The sequence below is a fragment of the Acinetobacter sp. AS5 genome, assembly GCF_048957595.1.
Classification (GTDB): domain Bacteria; phylum Pseudomonadota; class Gammaproteobacteria; order Pseudomonadales; family Moraxellaceae; genus Acinetobacter.
This window is the reverse complement of record NZ_JARDAL010000017.1, coordinates 62,062-80,449: the sequence shown is the minus strand read 5'-3', so window position 1 is coordinate 80,449 and position 18,388 is coordinate 62,062. Positions and strand designations below refer to the sequence as shown.

The window sequence follows — 18,388 nt, the reverse complement described above, 5'->3', positions numbered from 1 at the left end:
TGGTGGGTCTGACAAGACTTGAACTTGTGACCCCACGCTTATCAAGCGTGTGCTCTAACCAACTGAGCTACAGACCCTCAGATACATCGTATGAAGAACAACTTGTTGTGGATTCTTACCAATCGTCAATCTTTCGTTAAGGAGGTGATCCAGCCGCAGGTTCCCCTACGGCTACCTTGTTACGACTTCACCCCAGTCATCTGCCACACCGTGGTAAGCGTCCCCCCTAAGGTTAGACTACCTACTTCTGGTGCAACAAACTCCCATGGTGTGACGGGCGGTGTGTACAAGGCCCGGGAACGTATTCACCGCGGCATTCTGATCCGCGATTACTAGCGATTCCGACTTCATGGAGTCGAGTTGCAGACTCCAATCCGGACTACGATCGGCTTTTTGAGATTAGCATCCTCTCGCGAGGTAGCAACCCTTTGTACCGACCATTGTAGCACGTGTGTAGCCCTGGTCGTAAGGGCCATGATGACTTGACGTCGTCCCCGCCTTCCTCCAGTTTGTCACTGGCAGTATCCTTAAAGTTCCCGGCTTAACCCGCTGGCAAATAAGGAAAAGGGTTGCGCTCGTTGCGGGACTTAACCCAACATCTCACGACACGAGCTGACGACAGCCATGCAGCACCTGTATGTAAGTTCCCGAAGGCACCAATCCATCTCTGGAAAGTTCTTACTATGTCAAGACCAGGTAAGGTTCTTCGCGTTGCATCGAATTAAACCACATGCTCCACCGCTTGTGCGGGCCCCCGTCAATTCATTTGAGTTTTAGTCTTGCGACCGTACTCCCCAGGCGGTCTACTTATCGCGTTAGCTGCGCCACTAAAGTCTCAAAGACCCCAACGGCTAGTAGACATCGTTTACGGCATGGACTACCAGGGTATCTAATCCTGTTTGCTCCCCATGCTTTCGCACCTCAGTGTCAGTATTAGGCCAGATGGCTGCCTTCGCCATCGGTATTCCTCCAGATCTCTACGCATTTCACCGCTACACCTGGAATTCTACCATCCTCTCCCATACTCTAGCCAACCAGTATCGAATGCAATTCCCAAGTTAAGCTCGGGGATTTCACATTTGACTTAATTGGCCACCTACGCGCGCTTTACGCCCAGTAAATCCGATTAACGCTTGCACCCTCTGTATTACCGCGGCTGCTGGCACAGAGTTAGCCGGTGCTTATTCTGCGAGTAACGTCCACTATCCAAGAGTATTAATCTCGGTAGCCTCCTCCTCGCTTAAAGTGCTTTACAACCAAAAGGCCTTCTTCACACACGCGGCATGGCTGGATCAGGGTTCCCCCCATTGTCCAATATTCCCCACTGCTGCCTCCCGTAGGAGTCTGGGCCGTGTCTCAGTCCCAGTGTGGCGGATCATCCTCTCAGACCCGCTACAGATCGTCGCCTTGGTAGGCCTTTACCCCACCAACTAGCTAATCCGACTTAGGCTCATCTATTAGCGCAAGGCCCGAAGGTCCCCTGCTTTCTCCCGTAGGACGTATGCGGTATTAGCATCCCTTTCGAGATGTTGTCCCCCACTAATAGGCAGATTCCTAAGCATTACTCACCCGTCCGCCGCTAGGTAATGTAGCAAGCTACATTTCCCCGCTCGACTTGCATGTGTTAAGCCTGCCGCCAGCGTTCAATCTGAGCCATGATCAAACTCTTCAGTTTAATACTATGTAGCACCTTAAAGGGTGCCAATCTTGGCTCATCAATTTTCTGACAAATATTTCTCAAATAAACTTCGAGTAATTTCTACCATCAATCAATGAAAATAATTTCGATCGATCAACCAGTAAAAATCCACACAAGTTGTTCTTCATAATCTCTTAATGATCTTCTTGCTAATTCGTCACCAGCAAGCTAGGTCGGCTATATTACTCTCTATCTCTAGAAAGTCAACCAGTAATGAAAACTATTTTTAAAATTTCTTTCTAAAACCTAACTCAATCAAACTTAACTAAGTCACTGTTTTATCAGAAGTTTTAATCTTCATCACCGCCGATGGATGTGCATTCTACAGCATTTCAGAAGGCTTGCAACACCTTTTTCAAGAAAATCATTTTGTATGTATATTTTTTAAGCTTTTCGTGTGTTTTCATTCATTTTTTATACAAATTTGCTTAAATGATGTCTATTCGTGAATATAACGTTTATTATTTTCATACTAATAAGTAGTGCTACTTACACAGAAAAGGCCTCAGGTTACCTTATGCATCGTTCTATTTACTTATCTATATGCTTATTTTCTTTAGCTTCAAGCGCACATGTTTTCGCTGAGGTGGCCACCGGTGTGGAAAATCTGGAAAACGAGCCTGCAAAAACGCCGCTTAGAACAAAGATATCAACCAAAGCTCAACAATTACAAACGCAACTGAAAGTTGATGCCAGTGCAGCACAGGCAGAAGAAGTTAAAGATCCTTTTCAGCCCTTAAATAGAAAGATCTATCAGTTTAATGATGCGATTGACCGCACCGTGGTACGCCCCATAGCTGTACAATATGTGGAAAAAGTTCCTCAAGATGTTCGTGGCAGCTATACCCAATTCCGCAGTAACCTGGGTGAACCTTGGAATGTGGTGAATCAGCTGATTCAAGGTCGTCCTGCCCGCGCTGCTAAATCTCTAGGTCGTTTTACTATTAATACCTTAACGACTTTAGGACTGGCTGATCCAGCACGTCGCCTTGGCTTGAGCCATGAAGAGGAAAAATTTGGAATTACTTTAGGGTATTATGGGGTGCCTTCTGGCCCTTATATCATGTTGCCATTTTTAGGTCCAAGTTCTGTCCGTGGGGTGATCGGTACTGCTGTAGATAGTCAGGCCCGTCCACAAAAATACATTCTCGAAGATGAAGATGGACTTTACTGGACTGATCAGTTTTGGCGTGCCATTGATACCCGTTCAGAAATACTGGACGTTGAAGGGGTGCTGACTGGCGATCGCTATGCGCAGATTCGCGATATTTATTTGCAACGTACCAATTATGCAATTGCAGAAAAGAAAGGTACAGAACAAGATACGCTGTTCCTAGAAGATGATTTTGAAGATGAGAATTCTGATGATGCACCTTCTAGTGATAGCAACATTGAATCTTCAAACGAAGATCTTTAAGTTTAAGCTTCATGTATGATTGCTAGTGAAAATCTGTTCGCTAGCAATACTTTGCTTGTTATAGTACATCTTATAACCAATCCTGGGATTGAATCACTTTTTTATGTATTTCATTCAACCGACTCGTGATATTCCTTACTTAGATCAAGTACTTGATACGCTTCCGCATGTTCAGATGATCTATCTGGATGATCATGAACTGTATGACTCTACGATTATTGCGATTGCAGATGTACATGATTATCTGAAATATAAGTGGAATCTACCTACGATTGTACTGGCCTTAGAAAATGAAGGTACTGCTTTGGCTCAGGCCTGGGAACAAGGTGCTTTAGCCGGCTGGATCTGGAACAAGCTTCCCGAGAATCCAGATCTGGCATTACAAAAAATTGATGCACAATATAAGCGTAACCAGGATAGCCGTGACCTTCCTTCTGCTGCAGAACTACAAAAAAAATTGTTACCGAATCCTATTGAACTGACCAATTACGAGGTCGAAACCTATTTTCAGCCTTCAGCCTATCTTTCAGGGGATTGGTATGATTATTGGAAAATCAGCGACAAAGAAGTGATTTTCTATTTGGCCGATGTATCCGGACATGGCGTCACCAGTAGTTTGCTCACGTCCTGGATGGCTGCTTTCCATGGTCGCTCCAAGACGCCGCGCGAGCTGATCAAGAAGCTGAACGGCATGCTGATGCAGGAAAATATTGAAAAGCACATCACCATGATTGCCGGGATTCTTAATCTGGAAACCCATGTATTAAAATGGTCCAGCGCCGGACATTATCCACCACCAATTATATTTGAACCCAATCAAGAACCTAAAATCCTCTCTTCCAGCAGTTTCCCTTTGGGCTTAACCGAAGATCTTGAAGTTGAGGAAAATGAATGGGTATTAAGTCGCAATGCGCGCTTTATTATCTGTTCGGATGGCGCACTGGAACCTTTTGATGGTGGTTTAAATGAACAATTCTCGCAATTATTACACCATTTGCAGAATCAATCTTTTCAGGCTCCGGAACATGTGGCTGACGATATCGCCTTTTTAAGCTTTATCCGCGTAAATTAGCAGTATATTTACAGGCTTTATAAGCACTTAATTTGATTACTACTTTCAGCCACTTGAGTATCAATACACCCTATGGGATAATTTAATATCCTTCTCTGCAAATGGCATTTATATGTCAACAGGTCATGTTGAATATGCAAGTCTGAATGGAACGCATATTTTTAAGCTTATCGGCGAAGTGCGTGCCCAATCTTGTATTAGTCTAGACAAATTACTGAACAAAATTGAACAGCAAGACAACGTAGTTGGCGCTATCGTTGATCTCACCGAAACCAGTTTCATTGACAGTACCGTACTGGGTGTTTTAGCGAAACTAGGACTCAAACTCAAGCAAGTACACAATATTCAGGCTGTCATGCTTTCTACCAATTCTGACATTACCACTTTGGCCAACAGTATGGGATTGAGCCAAGTGTTTGTGATTCTGAATTATTGTGGTGATCCAAATGTCTGCACACGTGCGCTGATGGAAGAACATGTCACGCATCAAAATATGCTGAATACGGTTCTGGATGCGCATAAAACCTTGATGAAACTGAATCAAAGCAATCAGAACATGTTTGAACCTTTAGTCAAACAGCTACAGAAAGAGCAAGACAATTTAGATAAAATTTCCGAGCAAAAGGTATAACCATCTTATAAGAGGACCCTATGACTTTACTTTCTGTTGTACAAATGAATTCTCAAAATGAAATTGATGCCAATTTCGTGGAGATTGAATCTTTAATTCAACAAAGTAAGGCCAATGGAGCTGAACTGATTGTTTTCCCGGAAAACTTTGTCTGTTTTGCCGCAGGAAAACAGCGTGAAACTGCTGCACAATTTGAAGTGATTCAGCAGCGTCTGGAACAACTTGCCCATCAATATGACACCTGGATCGTCGCTGGTACATTACCCTGCCCTTATCGTCCGGATGGTTCAATCATTGAAGATGGCCGGGTGCGTACCGTTAGCCTGTGTATCAGCCCGGAACGCACTGAAGCGCGTTATGACAAAATTCACTTGTTTGATGTGCAAGTCGGTGATGCTGTAGGCGGTTATCAGGAATCCAAGTTCTTTGAGCCCGGCACAGATGTTATCGTAGCCAAAACCCCTTTTGGTAATATTGGTTTGATGGTCTGTTATGACCTGCGCTTTCCGGAACTGGCGTTAAATCTACGGGCTAAAGGTGCAAACCTCTTGACCGCTCCTTCTGCTTTTACCTATACCACAGGTGAAATGCACTGGCAGCTCCTTTTGCAAACACGTGCTCTAGATAGCCAATGCTCGGTGCTTGGTGCAGCTCAACAAGGCTGGCATGGTGAAAAACGTCAGACTTGGGGACACGCAGCCGCCATCAATAGCCGTGGACAACTTCTCAATATGATCCATGCAGAGGGTGCTCAACTCATTTCCGTCGACTTTGATTTAAATGAACAGCAAAAAGTGCGTGAATCCATGCCTTTAATGCAACACCGTAGACTTCTTCAACTTTCCTGAATCGTTTCATTTGCTTGCATAAAATAACAAAATCCCTGCTTATTCTTCAGGTGAAATCACCGAGCATAGAAGCTCTACGAAAAATAAACAGGGATTTAACTCATGTCATTAGAAAAAGCCGTCTATACCGCACATGCCAAAGCCACAGGGGGCCGTGATGGCCGCGCCATTTCTGACGATCAGATTCTGGACGTCCAATTGGCCGTACCTAAAGAAATGGGGGGACCAGGCGGTGGAACCAATCCTGAACAGCTCTTTGCCGCAGGTTATTCCGCCTGTTTCTTGGGTGCAATGAAATTTGTTGCCAATCGTGACAAGCTCAATATCAGTAAAGATGCCTATATTGAAGGTGATGTTGGGATTGGTCCGATTCCTACCGGGTTCGGGATCGAAGTGACATTAAACATCCATCTTGAAGGCATGGATCAGGAAGAAGCGCAAAAACTGGTCGATGCTGCGCATATCGTCTGCCCATACTCGAATGCGACCCGCAATAATATTGATGTGAACTTAAATGTGATTACTTAAGATTTTGATTTAACTGCTATCCTGAAAAAAATAGCTTCAGGATAGCTAGGGCGTGTCATCAATTAAGCCAGATTATTGTTGAGGCAAGATAGATCGCTGACAGGAAATTTTGAGCCAATTTATCATAGCGTGTGGCAATACCTCGATACTGCTTGAGCTTAGCGAAGAAGTTCTCGATCAGATGCCTTGCCTTATAAAGGTGTTGGTCATAATCACGCTGATCAATTGTGTTACTTTTGGATGGCATCACGATCTGACCATTGATCTTATGAATTGGATCAATCACCCGATCCCTGGAATTGTAGGCTTTATCCATGAGCCAAGTCTGACTTAACGATAAGTCCAGCAGCATATCCGCACCATTTAAGTCATGAGCCTGCCCGGCAGTGAGATAAAATCCTGTTGGATTGCCTAAAGCATCAGTACGGGCATGAATTTTGGTACTTAAGCCACCTTTACTGCGTCCGATCGCCTGTTCTTTTTTTCCCGGCACTGTGTTGATGAGCACGCACAATGGTTGAGTCTAGCATGACATATTCATTGTCACAGTCATGTGACAGCACTTCAAAAATTCTCTGCCACACGCCTGTTTTAGCCCAACGGCTAAAGCGAGTGTGCACAACTCTAAAATCCCCAAAGCGTTCTGGTAAGTCTCGCCACGGAATACCTGAACGATACCGATACAATACTGCTTCAACAAATAGCCTGTTGTCTTTCGCAGTTACTCCAACAGTACTCGCTCGTCCGGGCAACAGATCCTTAATCTGTTCCCACTGATCATCTCTTAATGCATAGCGTTTAGTCATGAAAAAATAATGAGGACAGATCAGATTTTCTCAAGCTAATTGATGACAGGCCCTAGACTTCAATTATAAATTTCAACTTTTAGTCGCCTCACTTTCCCTAAACAGCCAGCTTCCTTTTCAAAACAACAGCAAAAATCCAAGAACATATATATAATGATTCTTATTTACAATGATCTGATTTATATTATTAATGTTAAAGCCTGTTCTGTTAAGTTGTCTCTTACTCACTGTTGCTACTGTCTCTTTTGCAGATCTCTATCTCTCAGAAAAAACCCGTCCGCATATAAAATCTCTGGTTAATACCGAAATTGAACGCCTGCCCATTCCTGCAACACCTAAAAATATGATTCTGCCTGAATTTGGTAAAGGGATTATTGGTTGGGGCGCTGGCCTTAAAGATGCCGAAGCTCGTTTTCTTAATATCAATCGAGCAGATGTTAAAACAATGAAACAGGCAGGATTGAGTTTAGCGATGGTACAAGCCTGGCAGACATTTTATGAAAATGAAACTTTGCGCAATCCGGGCAATCCGACTGCACCTTTTCGTGCACAACTCATGAAAAAAATCGCCAGTCTCTGGTAAATATCCAAAAGTCCTGACGATCCTTATAATAAAAGTAATAGATTAAAAGATTACTCCGCCGCTTCGTTGGTCACTCGCAATACTTCTTCAATCATGGTTTTTCCGGCCAGTACTTTACGCAGACCATCATCACGAATGGAACCTGACTGCTGACGTGCATAGCTTTCGATTTCATATTCAGCCGCATTGCCATGAATCAAACGGCGCATATGATCATCGACTGACACAATTTCATAAATCGCGGTACGACCACTAAAGCCCGTATTGCCACAGCGTTCACAGCCTTGAGGTTGCGGTAATCTTAAATCTTGGGGATGCTCAATATTGCCAAATAGATTCTTTTCGAAAGCATCTGCTTCATGCCAGGTCGCGCAATGTGGACACAAGGTACGCACCAGACGTTGGGCAATTACCCCGATTAAAGAGCTGGACAGCAAAAATGGCTCGATCCCCATATCTTTCAGACGTGTAACCGCACCAATCGCGGTATTGGTGTGCAAGGTGGATAACACCAGATGTCCAGTTAGGGATGCCTGTACCGCAATTTCTGCGGTTTCCAGATCACGAATCTCACCGACCATGACCACATCCGGGTCCTGACGTAACATGGCTTTTAATGCACGGGCAAAGGTCATATCCACTTTGGTATTGACCTGCGTTTGTCCAATACCTTCCAGCTGATATTCAATCGGATCTTCAGCCGTGAGGATATTCTTGGAACCATCATTCAGGTCTGAAAGCGCCGCATATAAAGTGGTGGTTTTACCCGAACCGGTCGGGCCAGTCACCAGAATAATCCCGTGCGGGCGATGCACTAAGGTCTTGAGTCGATCATAGTCATTATTCATCAGACCCAAGTGTGTCATATTCAAACGGCCAGCCTGCTTGTCCAGCAGACGCATCACCACACGTTCACCATAAGAAGAGGGCAAAGTTGATACACGGACATCAACTTCACGCCCCGCCAGGCGCAAGGAAATACGGCCATCTTGTGGGATACGTTTTTCGGCAATATCCAGTTTGGCCATGACTTTAATACGTGAAACCAGAAGCGGGGCCAGTTCACGGCGTGGCTGGACAATTTCGCGTAACTGGCCATCGACCCGTAAACGCACCGACAGTTTTTTCTCAAAAGATTCAATATGAATATCGGAAGCCCCGACACGAATTGCCTCGGACAAAAGTGCATTGATCAGACGGACAATCGGCGCATCATCTTCCTGGTCCATCAGGTCTTCAGCTTCCGGAACCGAATCAGCCAGACTGAGTAAATCAGGATGATCTTCCAGACCGGCAGCCACCTGCTGCGATTCGCCGCTATCGCCGGCAAAACTGGAACTGAGTAACTGGTTAAATTCCTGTTCGCTACAGAGTTGAAAATGAGCCGGATAACCGAGCAGACGGCGAGCTTCCTGCAATGCAAGCATCGAGGTATTGTCACGACGCAGAATAAAGGCCTGATCTCCCTCATAACGCAACAGCACACCATGGCGCTTGGCGAAGCTATATGGGATTTGTAATTGTTTAAGTACTTGCATCGCGGATTATAATAATGATGAAAAAATTTAAATTGAGTGTACTCTAAGCATATGACAGCGTGAAGTATGTTTTCAAAGATTTAGCAAGAAAGGGTGCCAAGATTGCCGCAAGATAAAGATGAATTAATCCCGAATACAGCGAAAATGCGCTGGTGGGGAGAACAGAATTTTGAAATAAATCAGTCTAAAGCCTGGCAGTTTGGCTCCTTGCTGTTTCGGCTAACCCGAGGGATTCAGGAATGGCGACTGGAATATTTCCGCCCTTCTGTGCAATACGATTATGAGCAGCAATGGCGTCAGATTGATGATCCGAATTTTGCATTTCCACCGCCCGTGAAAATTGAACGCTATATGTTCAAATCCACACAAAATAAACTGCAGCTGATGCCTCGCCTTGCCGATCGTTCTGTGGTGATCAAGCCGGTCGATCCGATTTATATTCCTGCCGGACAGCGCGGTACGCTTTATATCAGCACGCCCTTATGGATTGCCGGTTTTGTCGAGGGGCAGCGCGAACCGATTTTCGATTTGCCGGTAATCTTGCCAAAAGACACCTGGTTTGGACCCAATCATCGCTCGGGGGAAATCTGCTATGCCACCGCAGTCGATGGCAGAACCGAACTGAAACAGTTACATCCGCGAGCCTTTCGTGCAGTCACGCCGATTGAGTTTCACAATACAAGTAACCAGCAATTGCGCTTTGACCGAATGAATGTGCCAGTGCCTGCCCTGCCGCTTTTTTACAGTGAAAGTACCGGCCGCTTATGGACCTCGCAAATCCGGGTCTTGCATGAGAGTTCGGATCGTCCACCGCGGATCCGGGTGGAAAACCGCACGCCGCCGAATGCCGGCGAAGTCGCCTATCTGCATCCACCGCGCGATCCGGCAGGCGCTTTATTTAATATGTTTGATTCATTTTTCTAAGGGCGTCTGATGCCAAGTTCAAATATTCCGACCGAAGTCACCAATAGCCTGAAGGGAGTATTTACCAATATCAATACCGATCGTTTGACCGAAGTTTTGGTGGCGGTGGTGTTGTGCTTTATTGGTTTCCTGATTGCGCGCTTTATTTCCAATACCTTTATTCGCACCATTGGTGTCCGTTTTAATGCCCATCAAAAACTGGTCTGGCGCCGCGGGATTTTCTATTTTATCTTCCTGCTATTTGTGATGGCCAGTCTGAAAGAGGCTGGTTTTAAACTCAGTGTCTTCCTTGGCGCTGCCGGAATTTTAACGGTCGCACTGGGTTTTGCTTCGCAAACCTCAGCATCCAACCTGATCAGTGGCCTGTTCCTGATTGGTGAAGGTTCTTTTGAAGTCGGTGATACCATCCAGATTACCTTGATTCGTGGACATACCATTGAAGGCGAAGTGATTTCGATTGATCTGCTCTCGGTTAAACTTTTGACCCAAGATAATATCTATGTGCGTTTACCGAATGAACAGCTAATTCGGGCACCGGTGCAGAACTTGTCGAAATTTCCGATACGGCGGATTCCGATTACGTTGGCGATCAATTTCCATGAAGATATTATCAAGGTGCGCGAAGTTCTGTTGGATGTTGCCAACAAGTATCCACTGGTTCTGGCCGACCCAAAACCGGCAGTCACCGTTACTGCGTTCCGTGAATCTTCGATTGAACTGCTGTTTGCTGTGTGGTGCCAACAGGAAAACTACCTGAAAGTTCGTGATGAAATGCAGGAACGGATTCGCAACGGCTTTGTCGATAACCAGATTGAAATTCCGGTGCCGAAAATGGGCTTTGTCGATCACCCACTTTCCCGTCCTTTGGAGAATGAAGAGATCGATCAATACGCCAATGACAAGGCAATGAAAAGAGAGCCAGATTTAAAATAAATTAACTTTAGGTGAGAGTAACATCGAAACCAAAACCTGCATCAGTGAAGAATGTTGCCTCTCCTTTCTTAAAGGAGAGGGTTAGGGAGAGGATTCAATTAATCAGTTTTCTCCGGCATCGGCGCAATATAAGCAATCAGCAGCATCACCCCGCCCGCCAGCAGGAAGGAAATCACCCGTGTCAGGGTGCCAATATGTGACAGGTCAAATAGTACGAGCTTCAAGGTCACAATCACCAGAATACTGCCGCCTAAAATCCACATTGGTTTCAGTTTTTTGAGTGTTGCTGTCCACATGGTAATCCAGGCCAGCAATACCCAGAGTATGGTCAGACTAAGCTGAACTGTCGCATTGCTCCATAATGCCAGCTCATTAAACGGCGTCTGCAGGTACACATGTAAAGCTCTTAAAACAATATAACTGGAAAGCCATAACAGGCTTAGTACCATTAAAACTGCGATCATGCCTTTATCACGTCCCACTTTAATTTGCTGTAACAGCATCCAGATAAAGCTGGCAAACATGGCGATACTGATCAGATCAAAAGGATTCAGAATTGGCAGCCAGTAATACTGAAAGGCTTGCTGACTAAATAACTGTGAACAAACCAGCCAAGTTGCCATCAGCAATAAACAGCTCTTGGTTTGCCAAAGCTGCTGCCAGCCTGACTGCGGATCCTGTCGATAACACCACAGGCAGAATAATAAAGGTAAAATCACCATGCTCAGATAAGGCATGTTCGGGATCAGACATAAACTTGCCAGAGCCAGACTGCTAAAAACACCAAAACTCATCCATTCCTTGGAGAGCTGCAAGCCAGCCAACGGTCTAAGCCACAAAATGGCTAGTAGCATCGTAGAAAGGGCAAAAACTCCACGTTCAAAACTACTATTCCAGACAATCACCGCATTTTGACTACGATCCAGGGTCAGAATCGCCGCAATGACCAGCAAGGGCGAGATGCCGCTCCACTTCGGCAGTAACCAGGACCACTCCTGATTTTTGCGCAGGATCATTTCATTGAACAGTACATATCCCAGTATGATGATAAATAAACTCAGCACATAGGCATGCTGACTCGGAAATTCATCTTCCAGCAAGGCAAATAACATCAGGCTGGCCGCAACACTTAAACTGCTTAAAAAGCTGACACTCAGACTATCCATCTGCTGCTGGTACTGCTTTTTAAGCTGGCTGATGACTACGACTGCCACATAGCACAGACTCAAAATCCAGAAAATGATTCGCGGTGTTGGATTAATCTCGACCAGATAATACAGGCTGCTGAATCCGGCCATCAGCAATAAGCCCATGCTCAGATAGTGTGCTACCCGGACATTTTTTTCCAAGGCCCACAAATAAATCAGAACACCTTCAACGGCCCAGCCGACCACACTCCATTGCTCTGTCAATAAGATCGGTGGCACCAAGGCGAGAAAAATCAGCATCAGGCTCAGATAGCTCTGCGAAATGAGCTGGATAGTTTGCTTACGGTGCAGCAGTGTCCAGCAAGCGGCAAAGACCAGTGCAAAGAACAGGCTTAACCCAGCTTGCCAGAGTTTTTGATTGGGCTGATTAAAATGAATCAGATACAGAAAAATATAAGCGGTAATAGGGGCAGCAAAAATCAGCGCTAAGTCCAATACCGGTTTTAACTGAAAACGTGAGAGATCCTGTCGTGCCAGCAACTGGCTAAAGCGGAAACCTAGCCAGATAAACAGTGCACTATGTGCCAGAATCAGCGCAGTCATGGCATAACGCTCATATGTATAACCATGAATCAGGCTATATATCCCGCCAACGACCCCAGTGACTAAAAAAGCAATCTGATTGAGAATCTTCCATGGCCGGAAACTGCTCAGCACTGCTACCCCGATATTGATCAGCAGATAATAGCTGATCAGCTCAACAGCCGAAGCATCGCGGGTCGGCAAGGTAAACGGCGCCAGATAAGCAATCAGCAAAGCCATCAAGGCCAGTTCGATGCTTTCCTGTTTCAGACTTAAATATAGAGTGATGGCCAGAATGATGAGGAATAGCAAAGTCGCCAACGGCAGCGTGGGAATCACCAGATTGTAATAGGCAAAAAATAAGGTCAGGAACAGACTGCCCAAACCCAGTCCTTCTAGTGCCAGAGCAAAACTCCGATTTTTTTGCATCAGGCGATAACCCAGACCTGTTACACAGCCACTTGCCAGTGCAACCAGGCCCAATTTTGCAGCCAGACTGAGTTGCCAGTGCTCGGTGGCAAAGCGCAGCAGTAAAATAATCCCAATCACCAAAATACTGATTGCGACCTTGAGGACAGGATTCCCCTGAAAAAGCCAGCGCTGCAGTTGATCTACCAGATGAGGAGAATCGTTTACCTCTTGGGCAGACTCGGTTTTCACCAATGGAACAGAATCGGATCGATCCGGTGATCGCTGTAAGGGATCGGCAGAAAGAGATTGTGATTGCAGCTGTATCAAGCGCCCTTCCAGACGTTGCAGCCACCTGAGCAAAAAGAATACCCAGGCCGTAATCCCGATCCCCATCAACCAATCCAGTTCAGCCAGTCCACCAACAATGGCAGTAATTGAAGAAATATATAAAGGAACTTTAGAGTTTTGCTCCAAGGACATCTGCTGCTGTCCGGCCAATTGATTCAGCTGTGCTTCTACCGCAGTGACATATTGCATCACGCTAAAGATAAACCCCAAACCACACAGATAAGTCACAATCTGATAACCCAGATACCAGGCGCTGATCCCGGCAATCAGCAGGGTAATCAGCCAGATCATGCGCAACTCATTCCGTCCTGCAGCCATTCTTATATTTCTCTTTCCTGAATTGTTCCATCATACAACAGCTTGTGCTGCTTATTTCATCTTCGGCCGATATTCGCTAAGCTGTAAACTCAGACTCGTCTCAGCGAGCGCGGTAAAAATCACGTACAATAGCGCTGTATTTTGAATAAGGAATTGATTACATGCCACCATTTGTCTTGGTCGATGGCTCTTACTTTTTATTTCGTGCCTTTCACGCACTGCCACCATTAACCACGTCAACCGGTTTACATACCAATGCAATTCGTGGTGCGATTTCTGCTATTCAAAAACTGATGCGCCGGACCCAACCGACCCATATGGCGGTAATTTTTGATACCCCCGAACCGACCTTCCGGCATGAGCTGTCACCGATTTATAAAGGTGACCGTCCCAGCATGCCAACGGAATTATCCGAACAGATTCCTTATCTGCATGCCTTGATCCGCGCCTTGGGCATTCCGCTGCATACCTTGCCGGGTGCCGAAGCCGATGACATTATCGGGACACTGGCCAAACGTGCCGAGGCGATGGGACATCAGGTGCTGATCTCTACGGGCGATAAAGATATGGCGCAACTGGTGACCGAAAAAGTTACCCTGGAAGACAGCTTTAAAGAAAAACCGCTGGATGTCGACGGCGTGTTTGAAAAGTTTGGCGTCTGGCCGAATCAGATTATTGACTATCTGACCCTGATGGGCGATGCATCAGATGGCATCATGGGCGTGCCAGGTGTAGGTGCCAAAACTGCAGCAAAACTGCTCACTGAATATGGCTCGATTGGCGGCATTTTAGAAAATGTCGACAAGATCAAAGGCAAAGTCGGTCAAAATATTAAAGAACATGTCGATGGCATTGCACTGGACCATCAGCTGGCCAGTATTGTGATCGATCTGGATCTTAACTTTGGTTATGACGATTTAAAACTGTGTGAGCCGAATGTCGAGACCTTACGTCATTTGTACACCGAGCTGGAATTCCGTAACCAGCTGCAGTCCTTAGATCACCCGAACAACCCGAATAATTCAAATTATCAGCAAGCAGCAAAATCTATTAACGCCAAAGCGGTTACAGCACCAGAACCTCTGGAAGACCATGCGTCTGTGACCAGCAGTGATGACCAGTTAGGACAAGCCACCTATCACACGGTATTAAACCAACAAGATTGGGACACACTGTTTGAACGCTTAAGTACCGAAAAACGTTTTGCCTTTGATACCGAAACCACCAGTCTGGATTATCGTATTGCACAGATTGTCGGTTTCTCGGTCGCCTTCGATGCGCAAGATGCCTACTATGTTCCCTTGGCACATGATTATGAAGGCGCACCGGAACAGCTGAATCGTGAAGTAATTCTGGCGCAGATCAAACCAATTCTGGAAGATGAGTCTGTAAAGAAAATTGGTCATCATCTGAAATATGATGCACATGTACTGGAAAATCATGGTATTCATCTGGCAGGCTGGTATTTCGACACCATGCTGGCTTCCTATGTCCTGAATTCCGTCGCGACCCGTCATGGCATGGATGATGTGGCCCGTCTGTATTTGAGTCATCTGACCACGACTTATGAACAGGTGGCCGGTAAAGGCGCCAAACAGAAGACCTTCAACCAGATTCCACTTGAAACTGCAGCGCATTATGCTGCAGAAGATGCACATGTTACCTATCGTCTTTATGAAGTCTTGAGCAGCAAATTACAGGCACATCCTGAACTGGTGAATATTCTGCATAATATTGAAGTTCCGGTCGCACGTGTACTGACGCAAATGGAAGAAAACGGCATCGAACTGGATCTGGCTTTTCTAGATCAGCTTGGGGGCGAATTTTCCAATACCATGCACAATCTGGAAAACCAGATCATGGAAATTGCCGATGAAAGCTTTAATGTCAGCTCACCTAAACAGGTCGGTGAAGTGTTATTTGAAAAGTTGGGGCTAAAAGGCGGTAAAAAAACCACCACCGGACAATACAGTACCAGTGAAAGTGTACTGGAAAAAATTGAACATCCGATTGCCCAGCTGATTCTGGAATATCGTGGTTTGTCCAAGCTGAAAAGTACCTATACCGATGGCTTATGCAAACAGGCCAATCCTGATACCCACCGTGTGCATACCAGTTACCATCAGGCACTGACTGCAACTGGCCGTTTATCATCGACTGATCCAAACCTGCAGAACATTCCGATTCGTGCCGAAATTGGCCGTCAAATCCGCAAGGCATTTGTGGCACCGAAAGGTCGTGTTTTGCTGGCAGCCGATTACTCACAAATCGAATTGCGTCTCATGGCACATTTATCTCAGGATGAAGCTCTGCTGGATGCATTCATTCACGGTCAGGATGTACACCGCCGTACCGCAGCTGAAGTTCTAGGCATTCCTTTGGAAGAAGTGACCAATGACCAGCGTCGTCAAGCCAAGGCCGTCAACTTCGGGCTACTTTACGGTATGTCCGAATTTGGTTTGATCCGTCAGTTGGGCTTTACCCGTCAGGAATCACAGGATTATATCAAGCAGTATTTCCATCGTTATCCGGGCATTTATGACTATATGCAACGTACCCGTCAGGTCGCATTAGAACAGGGTTTTGTTGAAACCCTGCTCGGACGCCGTTTATATACTCCAGATATCGATGCCCGTAATATGATGGTGCGTAAAGCGGCAGAACGTGCTGCGATTAATGCCCCGCTACAAGGTTCAGCTGCGGATATCATTAAAATGGCGATGATTGAAGTCGACAAGATGTTGCCGAAAAATCAGGCCAAAATGCTGCTGCAAGTTCACGATGAACTGGTGTTTGAAGTCGATGAAGACATTGCCGATGAACTGGCACCTAAACTGGCTGAAGTGATGCAATCGGTATTGCAGATTTCTGTACCATTGGTGGTAGAAGTGGGTAAAGGCAAAAACTGGGATGAGGCGCATTAAAGGGTTTCCTCACCCCAGCCCTCCCCCCTCTGGGAGAGAGAGTGAAAACCAATATTATTTTAAAGGTATCCCCTCTCCTCTCAGGAGAGGGTTAGGGTTAGGGAGAGGTTAATATCCCATCTTCTTGTACTGCGATTAAAACTTGTTCACCGTTTGGGAAGTTTAACAAATCCTTCCCAACTTCCCTTTTCTAAAGGGAGGAGCAAATAAAAAAGGACGCCTCAGCGTCCTTTTTATTTGGATCCGATTAAAGACCGGTAAGCAATACAATCGCCACCTGGTTCATAATCATTTCGATAATAATCAAAGTTAAAATAGCGAAGATTGGAGAAAGGTCAATCATCCCCATATTTGGCATGATACGACGGAATGGCGCCAGTAAAGGCTCAGCCAGCTCTTGCACGACTTCAATATAAGGCGAACGAGACTGAGTAAACATCACCACCCAACTTAAGATAATCGTAGCGAAAATCAAATAACGACAGAAACGGATAAGATCCTGCATCATGGTAACAAAAGTCAGAATAATCAGATGGACAGGCCCATTCGGCATCCCCCCTGACAGATACATCATGCCAAAAATTTTAAGCAGATAGAGCACGACCAGTAATGCCAAAGCAGCAGTACTGACTCGACCTTTGGCCAAAGTTGGGAAAATTCGACCAAATACATCTACAATTTTAGTGGCTTTCACAGTAGAAAGAACCACAGGATTGTAAGGACTGACCGCTGCCAGTTGCATTAAAAATCGGAAGAATACGAGCAAAATCGCGACGTTAATGATAATGCCAAAAATTAGCGCAGAATTTGCACCCATACTTGAACGTTCCTAAAAATTAAACTGAAGATTTGCTGCTTTCACTGAGCTCTTGTGCCAGTTCTTGACTGCGTTTTTGTGCAGCGGCAAGTGCCGCCTGAATATTTTGAGAAATCTGGGCGCGATCAAAGACTTCAAGTGCGGCCTGTGTAGTCCCATTTGGAGAAGTCACATTTTTACGTAACTCAGCGGGCGTATTCGAACTGGTAATCGCCATTTGCGCCGCCCCTAAAGCCGTCTGCAAGGTGAGTGCAGTTGCAACTTTTTCATCCAGACCTAAATTTTTACCCGCACGAATCATACTTTCCATCATATAGAAAAAGTAAGCCGGACCCGAACCCGAGACTGCAGTGACTGCATCAATTTGTGCTTCTGAGTCGACCCAAATGGTCAGTCCGGTCGACGCCAGAACCTGACTGGCTAGCTCACGGTCACTCGTTTCCACAAATGCATTGGCATATAAACCATGAGCCCCGGTCTGTACCAATGCTGGCGTGTTCGGCATGACCCGGACAATACGCTCTGTCCCCAACAATGCTGACAATGTGGCAATTTCTGCACCGGCAACAATGGAAATAATCAGCTTATTATTAACCAGACCTTTTAAGGGTTGCAGCACTTGAGCCAAAACCTGAGGTTTTACCGCCAATACGACGATATCTGCATCCTGAATTGCAGCGCTATTATCCCCGGTCACATTAATTTCTTTTTCCGCCAATAAAGCACGGACTTTTTCGACCGGATCAGAAACTGTAATACGTGTTGCTGGCAAACCACGTGAAATCAGACCGCCAATTAAGGCTTGGGCCATATTACCGCCACCAATAAAACAGATATTACAATTTAAAGCTGCACTCATGT

General features: G+C 45.6%; 13 protein-coding genes, 1 tRNA gene, 1 rRNA gene and 1 pseudogene. 9 read left to right on the top strand and 7 right to left on the bottom strand.

From position 1 onward, the window contains the following. Together PV763_RS07240 and PV763_RS07235 are read right to left on the bottom strand one after the other, a co-directional pair. Nucleotides 1–77, bottom strand: a tRNA-Ile gene (locus tag PV763_RS07240). Between the two features lie 60 nt (nt 78–137). Continuing rightward, nucleotides 138–1,675 (bottom strand): 16S ribosomal RNA (locus tag PV763_RS07235). A 541-nt stretch (nt 1,676–2,216) separates the two neighbouring features. Here PV763_RS07235 and PV763_RS07230 point away from each other — a divergent pair. The 5 genes from PV763_RS07230 (at nt 2,217) to PV763_RS07210 (ending at nt 6,195) form a co-directional block, all read left to right on the top strand. After that, complete coding sequence (locus tag PV763_RS07230) at nt 2,217–3,116, top strand: MlaA family lipoprotein (protein WP_253160905.1); 900 nt, start codon at nt 2,217–2,219, stop codon at nt 3,114–3,116. Nucleotides 3,117–3,219: 103 nt separating this feature from the next. After that, nucleotides 3,220–4,188 (top strand): RsbU family protein phosphatase GigA, encoded by a 969-nt coding sequence (gigA, locus tag PV763_RS07225; protein WP_004732911.1) that lies wholly within the window; start codon nt 3,220–3,222, stop codon nt 4,186–4,188. A 112-nt stretch (nt 4,189–4,300) separates the two neighbouring features. After that, a complete protein-coding gene (gigB, locus tag PV763_RS07220; RefSeq protein WP_004647542.1) occupies nt 4,301–4,819 on the top strand; it encodes an anti-anti-sigma factor GigB in 519 nt (172 codons plus the stop codon). Between the two features lie 20 nt (nt 4,820–4,839). After that, nucleotides 4,840–5,667: a carbon-nitrogen hydrolase family protein gene (locus PV763_RS07215; RefSeq protein ID WP_420937545.1), complete on the top strand. Its 828-nt coding sequence runs from the start codon at nt 4,840–4,842 to the stop codon at nt 5,665–5,667. 102 nt (nt 5,668–5,769) lie between these two features. Continuing rightward, the gene (locus PV763_RS07210; RefSeq protein WP_005246047.1) at nt 5,770–6,195 is read left to right on the top strand and encodes an organic hydroperoxide resistance protein; all 426 of its coding nucleotides are present in this window, start codon (nt 5,770–5,772) and stop codon (nt 6,193–6,195) included. A 58-nt stretch (nt 6,196–6,253) separates the two neighbouring features. On the opposite strand, the pseudogene PV763_RS07205 reads toward PV763_RS07210, so the two are convergent. Continuing rightward, nucleotides 6,254–7,001 (bottom strand): annotated as a pseudogene (locus tag PV763_RS07205) (IS5 family transposase). Between the two features lie 190 nt (nt 7,002–7,191). On the opposite strand from PV763_RS07205, the gene PV763_RS07200 reads away from it, so the two are divergent. Further along, nucleotides 7,192–7,584, top strand: a complete 393-nt coding sequence (locus tag PV763_RS07200) for a DUF4951 domain-containing protein (RefSeq protein WP_420937544.1) — start codon at nt 7,192–7,194, stop codon at nt 7,582–7,584. A 50-nt stretch (nt 7,585–7,634) separates the two neighbouring features. On the opposite strand, the gene gspE is transcribed toward PV763_RS07200, so the two are convergent. Beyond that, nucleotides 7,635–9,122 (bottom strand): type II secretion system ATPase GspE, encoded by a 1,488-nt coding sequence (gene gspE / locus PV763_RS07195; protein WP_191112227.1) that lies wholly within the window; start codon nt 9,120–9,122, stop codon nt 7,635–7,637. 144 nt (nt 9,123–9,266) lie between these two features. Here gspE and PV763_RS07190 point away from each other — a divergent pair, with 144 nt between their 5' ends. Together PV763_RS07190 and PV763_RS07185 are read left to right on the top strand one after the other, a co-directional pair. Then, on the top strand, nt 9,267–10,046 hold the full coding sequence (locus tag PV763_RS07190; RefSeq protein ID WP_191112231.1) for a hypothetical protein: 780 nt from the start codon (nt 9,267–9,269) through the stop codon (nt 10,044–10,046). A 9-nt stretch (nt 10,047–10,055) separates the two neighbouring features. Beyond that, on the top strand, nt 10,056–10,979 hold the full coding sequence (locus tag PV763_RS07185; protein ID WP_184412616.1) for a mechanosensitive ion channel family protein: 924 nt from the start codon (nt 10,056–10,058) through the stop codon (nt 10,977–10,979). Nucleotides 10,980–11,077: 98 nt separating this feature from the next. Here PV763_RS07185 and PV763_RS07180 read toward each other — a convergent pair whose 3' ends face one another. Beyond that, a complete protein-coding gene (locus PV763_RS07180) occupies nt 11,078–13,786 on the bottom strand; it encodes a DUF2339 domain-containing protein (protein ID WP_191112226.1) in 2,709 nt (902 codons plus the stop codon). Between the two features lie 161 nt (nt 13,787–13,947). Here PV763_RS07180 and polA point away from each other — a divergent pair, with 161 nt between their 5' ends. Further along, a complete protein-coding gene (gene polA, locus PV763_RS07175; protein ID WP_191112225.1) occupies nt 13,948–16,710 on the top strand; it encodes a DNA polymerase I in 2,763 nt (920 codons plus the stop codon). 247 nt (nt 16,711–16,957) lie between these two features. Here polA and PV763_RS07170 read toward each other — a convergent pair whose 3' ends face one another. Both PV763_RS07170 and proC read right to left on the bottom strand, forming a co-directional pair. Further along, complete coding sequence (locus tag PV763_RS07170) at nt 16,958–17,527, bottom strand: YggT family protein (protein ID WP_004278259.1); 570 nt, start codon at nt 17,525–17,527, stop codon at nt 16,958–16,960. A 19-nt stretch (nt 17,528–17,546) separates the two neighbouring features. Further along, nucleotides 17,547–18,386 (bottom strand): pyrroline-5-carboxylate reductase, encoded by an 840-nt coding sequence (proC, locus tag PV763_RS07165; protein WP_004647533.1) that lies wholly within the window; start codon nt 18,384–18,386, stop codon nt 17,547–17,549. Between the last annotated feature and the right edge of the window lie 2 nt (nt 18,387–18,388).